This window comes from Peribacillus sp. TH27, assembly GCF_016650915.1.
Classification (GTDB): Bacteria; Bacillota; Bacilli; order Bacillales; family DSM-1321; genus Peribacillus; species Peribacillus butanolivorans.
Window position 1 is genome coordinate 19,953 of sequence record NZ_JAEKEV010000004.1, and the last position, 8,169, is coordinate 28,121.

An 8,169-nucleotide genomic window follows, 5' to 3' on the forward strand; every position below is an offset into this window, starting at 1 on the left:
ACCCTTTTTCCATTTTACAGTAGTTTACATAAAGTACCTTACCGGAAGCAAAGCGAAATTCAGGTGCCTTCAATAAAATATTAGTATCCTTTATAAGGGTAATTTTTTGTGTTCTAACTTATATAAATTAAGACTGAAACATGCAATAATAAGGCTAAATTAACAATAAAATGTACTTAAAACAATGAATTGGTTCCATATATAAATTATCTAATATAAAGGTGTTTCACATTAGTTTTAGTCTCAATTGAGTCTAAAACATAAAATTATTCGTAGGAGGAATCTGAATGAACGATATAAAGTGGGAATCCATAGGCCCGGTTGCTGAAAGATTTGGCATTGAAGTTCCGAGATTACGAACTTGGTGCGACAAAGGCTTAATTGAGTTTGATAAACGAACTACCGGTCGTTGGATTCCACATACAGAGTTTCCAAAAATCAAGAAGATTATTGAAGTCTTCAATCGTGGTGGTAATGTCACGTTTGATGATGTGAAAGAAGAGTTAATTAAGGAGAATTTATATTATCAGTTGCAAACAGATAAAGAACAAGAGGAAAAATCTAAAGAAATGGCTTTGCTACTTGGACAAGCCTTTGAACAAAGTGGCGCCAATGAAATGTTTATGCAAATCGGTAGTGAGTTTAAACGTATGCAGCAAGAAGTAAATCGCTTATCTCAATTAGTAGAAAAACAAAATGAAACAAAATTACTTGAAGATAACAGGATAAGTAAGCTCCAGGAGGATAATGAGGTTCTTAAGGGTTTAGTTAAAGATCTAATTAGTTCTGATAAAGATTTAAAAGATACTTTTAATGTCTACATGAAAGAACAAAAGAAGGAAGAAAAAGAAAAACAGACTGAATTAGAGGATAAAATAGAGTTAATTGAGGCTCAATTAACTAGCCAAAAGAAAGAAAAAAAGGGGTTTCTATCAAAGATTTTTGGATGAACTAGGCCAAGATGAATCCCTTACCATTAATAGGGAACCCAAAATTCCCACAACTGGTTACAGACGCTAAAAAAACCATCTGTAACCGAAGGACATTTAAGGATATCTATAGTTCAATTTGAATGTACGATAATGTATAGGAACGTACATTCAAAAGTCCACCAGTTGGCGGCCTTATAATACGAATGCATCCGTTACTCTAATTCGATAATTTGTATCAAAAATATTGTTATATATCATATTCAACTGTCGGTTTACTCTGAAGTTTACTAAAAACAACCAATACTATCGTGCTTGTTTTTCTAACTTCCTTTATATTTCAAGTAAAGGAGGAGAGGCAAATGGAATTAGGAGATAAGTTAAAAAAGCTCCGTAAAGAACACAGTTACTCTCAAAATCAGTTAGCAGATAAACTACATGTAACCCCTCAAGCTATTTCTAAATGGGAGAATAATAAGTCTGTTCCAGATATCATTAATCTTGTGCAACTAAGCGACTTATACAATGTTAGTTTGGATTATCTAATTAAGTCAGATAAGAAATTACAAAGCAAGCTATCTATTGATAATATCCGTTTAAAAATATTTAAGTATTTTGTATTATCTATTGCCTTAGTTATCATTCTTGCAATAAGTATTTTAATAAAAGCTCAATTTTTTATGTTTCAACATGGGTTAGGAACATGGCTATTTATTGGATGTGCTTTACTATTTATAATTTCTGTCTTCTTAAGTTTATATTGTTATATAGTTAAAAAAAATCATTTTATATTCTTCTGGATAGCCCTTTTGATGTTAAGCTGTATAGTCTTTTTGGGTTTATTTTACGACTATATCATTGATGTATTATTCTTCTGATTTATAAGGAGTGGCATCAGGAAAATTACACCTTCCTGATGCCACTCCTTATAGTTTTAAATAACGTTATATTCTAAACCATTCTTTTACGAACTTGTCTAAAAGTTATAACTTTTACGAACTTTTTTTGATTGTTACTTCTTTAAAATAGCCTCTGTTAAACAATGCTTTTAATTTACTCGAAATCAAAAAAACAGCAAAAAACCCAACAATTAAGCTGGGAATGAATTTTAACTGGTGAGTTGTTTAATTAGAATATGGCTTCACGCCTTTTATGTGTTTCTGTTTTTTTATATTTTTTTCGCGTTTTGTCGTCTGGACCAAAATTAGAGTGTTCAAAATAGCTATAATTCCCCAGAAATAGGAATCAAATTTGAAGAAGCCGACCAATAAAGGTCGGCTTTTTTCATACTATTTTTAGCAGCCGCCGCCGTATCCACCGCCACCGTATCCGCCGCCGTATCCGCCGCCGCCGTAACCACCGCCGCCACCAACAAAGCTAGCTCCAACAATGATTAAGAGTATAAACAAAACGACTATAAATGCGAAACCTCCACCAAATCCAAAACCTTCGTCTCTACATTCGTCTCTACATTCGTCTCTACATTCACGACCTGACATACTGAAACATCTCCTTATTTGTTCTTAAGGAGGAAATACAATTAAATGGGTTATCTCACTTTATGCTCTACTTAGGAAAATGACACAATAGTCTCCATCTCTGTTCATAGGATAAAATTTGGAGGTACCTCTTATTGAGATAACGGGTGCGTTAGTTTTATAAGAAGAAGTAAAAAAGTAGATTCCTTAACGTAGAGGAGATCGACTTTTCAGGTTGGAATTCTCTTAGCGTATAAAATTTCCGAAATGGGCGGTATAGCATTGTTGCTATCGTTCGTAAAAGTAGACTTTCTCGAACGGTGGAATTTCTTCTCAAAACAGCCGGTATTTACGTTCGTTAAAGTTCAAAAATATTTTACGAACGTCCTCTAACTTCCATAGACTTTTACGAACGTCCCGAACGAAATACCCCTTTGGTAAATCCATTTAACTCTAAGAGGGAGTAGAGATTACTGAAAACCCCATTTCCTATAGATCGTGACAATATAGAAAGTGCGCGACTTTTTAATGTCGTTCTTATTATTTAGTAGGATGGCGTCCGGAAACGGCAAGTTGCGTGGCATATATAGTAGGACCTGTTTTCCTGCGCGAAAATGGCAACTCATGCGACATATAAAGTAGGGGCTATTTACCTGTCCGAAAACGAAAAGTCACACGTCATATATGGTAGGGTAGTTTCTAACAAAACTAAGGGGGTATTTTTATGGAAGTGGTTTTATTGCAGATGTTCTTAGCTATTATTAGTTTTATGGTGGTAACGTCCACAAAGGTAATTGGCATCTTAGCTTTGTACGGGGTCATGATATACCTATTGATTAGACGAGAAAACAAGAAGAAGACCCTTTTATAGGGTCTTTTTTTATGGGGAATTTTCTTTTTGGACTATAGGACGTGATAGAAGGGCCTTTACAGGCACGAAAAAAATTCAACCTAAGTTCAATACCTCCTGATACTCGAACCTTTGTATGGCCCATCCTATGGCCTGTACAACTGTACTATGTAACGACATACGGCATACAGCAAGGCTACTATCATAGAGGGTAATTGGACAAGGGGGTAGTTACAGCGTACGCACCATACGGGCCAATCGGTGCACATTCACTACGTATACCATTGCACTCAACACGTACAATGCAGGATGCGACTCACTACCACAATAGAATGAGTGAATTAGGGGTAGCATCAGGAAAATGCGTATTTACAACGATAAGCATTCTGATACAAGTCATATGGACATTATGAACTCTATTTTGTAGGTGATTGGATTGTGTCTAAAAAGGCTCTACTCTATTGAGATTGTGAAAGAATGTACTTAAACTAAAGGGGCAGGATAGTTCATTAAGTAAGAATGTCTTTTGTGTCGTATAAGACACAAACTGTGAAATAAAAGTGAAAAAGAAAGAGTATCATATTACTCTTCCTTTCTGTCTATTTTATACTTATCTAGCCTTAATGAAATGTCTCTAAGTATAATGTTTCTTTCCTTTTGAGTTTTGATAAAGCTGATTAAGAACCAAACAATAAATGCTATTGGAATCAAATAAAAAAGTATACCAGTAAGTGCCATAATGTCTACCCAGTCCATTGTTTCTCTCTCCAATCTTTCTATTGGGGAATTATAGCATATTTGTTTGATAGGTTCTTATATTGGTTGACGAAATCCCAAACTATCGGAGCTGTCTTTAAGGTAGCTTTTCCTTTATGGAACTATCGGGGCAGGATAGTTGCATAAGTGAAACCGTAAAACAATTTATAACGTCATATAAATAAAGGGGGGAGTTTATGATAAGATATTTAAGTTTTATAACTGTCAGCATAATGTTTTTGCTTATAGTTGGTTGTGCCAATATAGAGACTGATTCAAAAAAATTTGTTCCTTCTGTTACTGATATTGTGAATAGAAATAATGGTGATATTGAAAACGAAACTAAGTTAAAAGAATTTATCAAGAATACAGAAACAGGGAAAAAGGATAGTATTCGTGTGGTTACTTACACGAAGGAAGGAGACCCAATACTAACTGATTTAACATATAACGGAGAGCAGCTTGAAATTACTGAGGATACCACTAGAGATGAGTACGGTAGTGGAGAAATTAACACATTTGGATGCGAGAAAATTTTAGTTGAAGGAAACAAATACTCTATCATTGGTTGCCAAGGTTACGAAACACCTTATTACTTAGCAGAAGGTAATTAATGTGATTTTCGACTGTGTAATCCTCAACGACCCTCTATCACACCTTGATTCGAGTACATCCTTCTTCAAATAACAGGTGAGTTAGCTGAAGATCAGAGCTGTCTTTAAGGCTGACTTTTTCTTTATGCAACTAAAGGGGCAGGATAGTTGTATAAGAAAATGTTAAATTAGAGAGTAGAAGGTGATGAGGATAGTAAGTAATTACAGTCGATAATAGGGGATGTTTATATGAATTGGAACTGGAATGAAACCACTATAGATTCTCCACTCTCGTCCGAAAACTTAAAGAACTTATTAAATACCGTATGTAGAAAAGAAAACAGATTTTCACAATTTGAGTTTATTAAGTGGTGTGATAACCTCACAATGGCTTTTGAGGAAGCTGAAGCATCTAATGAATTTGATGAAATAGCTTTTGGGATAGCACGAGATATTGAATGTCAATGGGATTTATTTTTGGTAAATACTTACTCATTAAAAGAATTGCAGAATTTAGACCTCTCAAAAGTAAAGTTACCTCAAGATTGGTTTATAGAGTGGTTAAAGCAATTAAACGAGGAATAAAAGGTAACTCCTTATTCTAGTAACGGATGCGTTAGCTAATGATCAGAGCTGTATTTAAGGCAGCTCAGGCTGTCGAGAAACACTCGAAAGCTGTCAAAAAGACAGCTTTATTTTTTAGAACCTACCTTTTATTTTTCCTTCTCGACTAATTCAAAACCATTTAATCCAATTGCAAACTCTACTCCTTGTTGGAGGGTTGAAAAAGTGCGAACTCTACTCATATTGAGGTTCAAAATGGAAATTTCGATGGCGAGCTTTGAAGAAATTCCTACTATGAAACACTCAGCTCCTAGCAAACGAACAGATTCAATTAATTTTCGAATGCCAAATATAGTAAAGTCATCAACACTAGTAATACCAGTTACATCAATTAGTAGGTAATTTGCCTTTTGACGAGATATTTCAATTAAAGCGTTTTCAACCAAATCTGAAAGTCGTTCTTGGTTAAACTTTCCAATTAATGGTATAACAAGAATTCCTTTTAAAACAGGTATAATAGGAGAAGATAACTCCTTAACCAATAAGGATAACTCTTCGGTGCGGTCTTTTACCTTTTCCTCTAATTCCTTAATACTTTGTTGTTCCTTTTGCCTCGCTAAGTCGTGAATATTTTTTGTTGGAGTAATGTTAGAAGGGAATACCTCAATTTCATTAAATTCTTCACCTTCCGCTTGACTCTTATTAATCTTATACCACATATCTTGTTGAAATAGTCCTCCAAAGACACCTGCCCAATGACTTGGTAATAAAACTCCCGCGTTTTCTTTATTGGAATTTTTAAAGATTCTATCTTCCCAGCTATTTTTTAATTGAATAACTGCTCTTTTTTCCTCAAATGAGTAATAAGTAATCTTAAAGTTTCCCCAACCAGCAGTTTTATAAATATCACTGTATTCGGTAAAAAGTTGTTCAATGTCTTGACGTTCTTGGTAATATGAACTTACTAAATGTCCCATCCGATAAAAGGTTGCCTCATATACAGTCTTGGACACGTCAGTTCCGGAAACCTCTTCAATTGTATTTAAAAACAATTCTATTGCAGAGTCCCATAATAAGAGTGCAGGTGCATCGTCAAAAGTAAATAACCCTTTTTCTTCATTCCAGATAATTTCATTTTTGTTTACTTGGACCTTTAAATTAGTTTTAGCCATTAATTTCACCTATATATTATGAATTATCTTTATTTTATAGGAATAACAAAAGATTTTCTACTTTCTTAGCTGTCTATAAGGCAGCTTTTTCTTATGGCACTAACGGGGCAGGTTAGCATTACAAGGATATGCTAAGATAATAACGGGTTTCTAATCAAACCAATAATAATTGGTTCTATTTGATGGAGGTTATTATGATATATGAAAGATTATGTGAACTTATAAAAGATTACCCTAAATTGAATGAAGTTTGTCAAGCCATGATTCGTGAAGAATATTTTATAACAAAGATAACCACAACTTCTATGTCTCCTGTACAACAAGATTTTACAAGTATAGAGGTTATAATGGAAAATCATGGTGGAGAAAGAATTTTACTAATTTTCACTGAGGGAATAGTCGATTCTATGACAGTTGAAGAATTTCCTTCTACTAATGAAAAAATTCATCCGAATATACTATTGAATAAAGAGATTATTCACGATAAGACCTTCAAAAAAAGAGCATTTGGTGGCTATGATATGGATGAAGTAGACGGGTTTTTAGACCTGATTATTAAGGATTATAGATTTATTGAAGAGGGATTAATAAAAGAAATTAAAATGCTCAAGGAAGACATGCAGAAATTAAGGGGACATTAGAAATAAATACCCGTTCTTCAACTAACGGATACCTTTACTTCAATATCAGGAGCTGATCAGCTGCTCCTTTTCTGGAATTAGAGGTATTTTCTCATAACATTCGTGGCATAAAAGCATAGGAAAAAGCAGGATTTAAAAATGAAGGAACATTGAGACAATCCCTTTATATGAACAATAAATACTCTGATGAAGTCCATATGGAAATGCTTCAAGAAGACTACTATAAATAAAGAGTATTCACAACTCTTCTGATACCAACCGTATATTTGTGATGTATTACACTTAAACTAACGGGTGCGTTAGTTCATTAAGAAACACAAAAATAATCAATCTTTTTTATAAAAGAATAATCCAAATAAATATTACAAGGGCATGTTTTGATTAATTTTTTTTCAAAACATGTCCTTTAATTTATTCATTTATCAAGGTTTCTTGTTTTGATTTGATCAAACTTTGTTTCAAAGCTACAGTAGAACCTTGTTAATTATGGTTGCTTTACCAGTTTGATAGAGGTAAAATTATTAGTAACTTAATAACGAACGGATAAACAAAAAAGCCACTTCCTGATGTTAAGAGTCCTACCTCTTAACGGAAATGACTTTCTCAATTAACCTAGTGTCCTACCACTGGTTAAAGTTTTAGCCCTGAAGCAACAGGACTAAATTTGATACACCTATTATAAACTCTTTGTCTACTGGATTTCAACTAGCAAATGCTAGTATCTTTCATACATATCCGACAAAGTTCTTAATAAGGCGTTATCTCTTTAACTTGGTAAGATGACAGGTTAAAGAGATAACGCCTTTTTTGTGTACTGTTCAGGTGCAATTGCCTGAAAGCACCTTAAAAACTGATTGGATAGTCTACGTTCGTGCAGAGAGTACCTAGTATGCTCTTACAAAGTGGGCAACCCTCAATGGATTCCTATTCATCTGTTGGGGGAAGGTGAGAACTACCTTAAAAGGTTCGGGTGGTAGCCATTAGCATCACGGTGCTAGGGAACACGTTCAGCTTGTCGCATAGGGGTGGCTTTATGTAGAGGACAAGCCTTTAGGTAAAGGGCGTGTACGGTGAAAACTGTTGAGTGAATAGGGTCTATACATACGGATACATTGCGAACTGACGCAAGTAAATTAGACGCTTATCCCTCCTATTCTGTTAGATTGCTTTTTTTAGCTTTCTTTCA

8 protein-coding genes and 2 pseudogenes are annotated in these 8,169 nt (G+C 34.3%); 8 read left to right on the plus strand and 2 right to left on the minus strand.

Going from position 1 to position 8,169, the window contains the following annotated elements:
* The first annotated feature begins 287 nt into the window (after positions 1-287).
* Positions 288-950, plus strand: coding sequence for a hypothetical protein (locus JFU24_RS29735; RefSeq protein WP_201251082.1), 663 nt, complete (start codon positions 288-290; stop codon positions 948-950).
* A 341-nt stretch (positions 951-1,291) separates the two neighbouring features.
* The gene (locus tag JFU24_RS29740; RefSeq protein WP_201251090.1) at positions 1,292-1,807 is read left to right on the plus strand and encodes a helix-turn-helix domain-containing protein; all 516 of its coding nucleotides are present in this window, start codon (positions 1,292-1,294) and stop codon (positions 1,805-1,807) included.
* 486 nt (positions 1,808-2,293) lie between these two features.
* Here JFU24_RS29740 and JFU24_RS31465 read toward each other — a convergent pair.
* Positions 2,294-2,371, minus strand: a pseudogene (locus JFU24_RS31465) (YjcZ family sporulation protein); the annotation flags it as partial.
* A 760-nt stretch (positions 2,372-3,131) separates the two neighbouring features.
* Between JFU24_RS31465 and JFU24_RS29750 the strand changes: the two are divergent.
* The 4 genes from JFU24_RS29750 (at position 3,132) to JFU24_RS29765 (ending at position 5,191) form a co-directional block, all read left to right on the plus strand.
* The gene (locus tag JFU24_RS29750) at positions 3,132-3,278 is read left to right on the plus strand and encodes a hypothetical protein (protein WP_201251084.1); all 147 of its coding nucleotides are present in this window, start codon (positions 3,132-3,134) and stop codon (positions 3,276-3,278) included.
* Between the two features lie 194 nt (positions 3,279-3,472).
* A complete protein-coding gene (locus JFU24_RS29755) occupies positions 3,473-3,670 on the plus strand; it encodes a hypothetical protein (protein ID WP_201251085.1) in 198 nt (65 codons plus the stop codon).
* Between the two features lie 540 nt (positions 3,671-4,210).
* On the plus strand, positions 4,211-4,627 hold the full coding sequence (locus tag JFU24_RS29760; RefSeq protein WP_201251086.1) for a DUF4362 domain-containing protein: 417 nt from the start codon (positions 4,211-4,213) through the stop codon (positions 4,625-4,627).
* A gap of 228 nt (positions 4,628-4,855) precedes the next feature.
* On the plus strand, positions 4,856-5,191 hold the full coding sequence (locus tag JFU24_RS29765) for a hypothetical protein (protein ID WP_201251087.1): 336 nt from the start codon (positions 4,856-4,858) through the stop codon (positions 5,189-5,191).
* 128 nt (positions 5,192-5,319) lie between these two features.
* On the opposite strand, the gene JFU24_RS29770 is transcribed toward JFU24_RS29765, so the two are convergent.
* Positions 5,320-6,342 carry an STAS domain-containing protein gene (locus tag JFU24_RS29770; RefSeq protein WP_201182657.1) on the minus strand — a complete coding sequence of 341 codons (1,023 nt, stop codon included), beginning with the start codon at positions 6,340-6,342 and terminating at the stop codon, positions 5,320-5,322.
* Positions 6,343-6,536: 194 nt separating this feature from the next.
* Between JFU24_RS29770 and JFU24_RS30570 the strand changes: the two genes are divergently transcribed.
* Positions 6,537-6,983 (plus strand): DivIVA domain-containing protein, encoded by a 447-nt coding sequence (locus JFU24_RS30570; protein ID WP_242485332.1) that lies wholly within the window; start codon positions 6,537-6,539, stop codon positions 6,981-6,983.
* 71 nt (positions 6,984-7,054) lie between these two features.
* Positions 7,055-7,213, plus strand: a pseudogene (locus JFU24_RS30575) (GNAT family N-acetyltransferase); the annotation flags it as partial.
* Positions 7,214-8,169: the final 956 nt, after the last annotated feature.

Coding starts and splice junctions, on each gene's coding strand:
- JFU24_RS29735 (WP_201251082.1), top strand. CDS start 288: ATGAACGATATAAAGTGGGAATCCATAGGCCCGGTTGCTGAAAGATTT.
- JFU24_RS29740 (WP_201251090.1), top strand. CDS start 1,292: ATGGAATTAGGAGATAAGTTAAAAAAGCTCCGTAAAGAACACAGTTAC.
- JFU24_RS29750 (WP_201251084.1), top strand. CDS start 3,132: ATGGAAGTGGTTTTATTGCAGATGTTCTTAGCTATTATTAGTTTTATG.
- JFU24_RS29760 (WP_201251086.1), top strand. CDS start 4,211: ATGATAAGATATTTAAGTTTTATAACTGTCAGCATAATGTTTTTGCTT.
- JFU24_RS29765 (WP_201251087.1), top strand. CDS start 4,856: ATGAATTGGAACTGGAATGAAACCACTATAGATTCTCCACTCTCGTCC.
- JFU24_RS29770 (WP_201182657.1), bottom strand. CDS start 6,342: ATGGCTAAAACTAATTTAAAGGTCCAAGTAAACAAAAATGAAATTATC.
- JFU24_RS30570 (WP_242485332.1), top strand. CDS start 6,537: ATGATATATGAAAGATTATGTGAACTTATAAAAGATTACCCTAAATTG.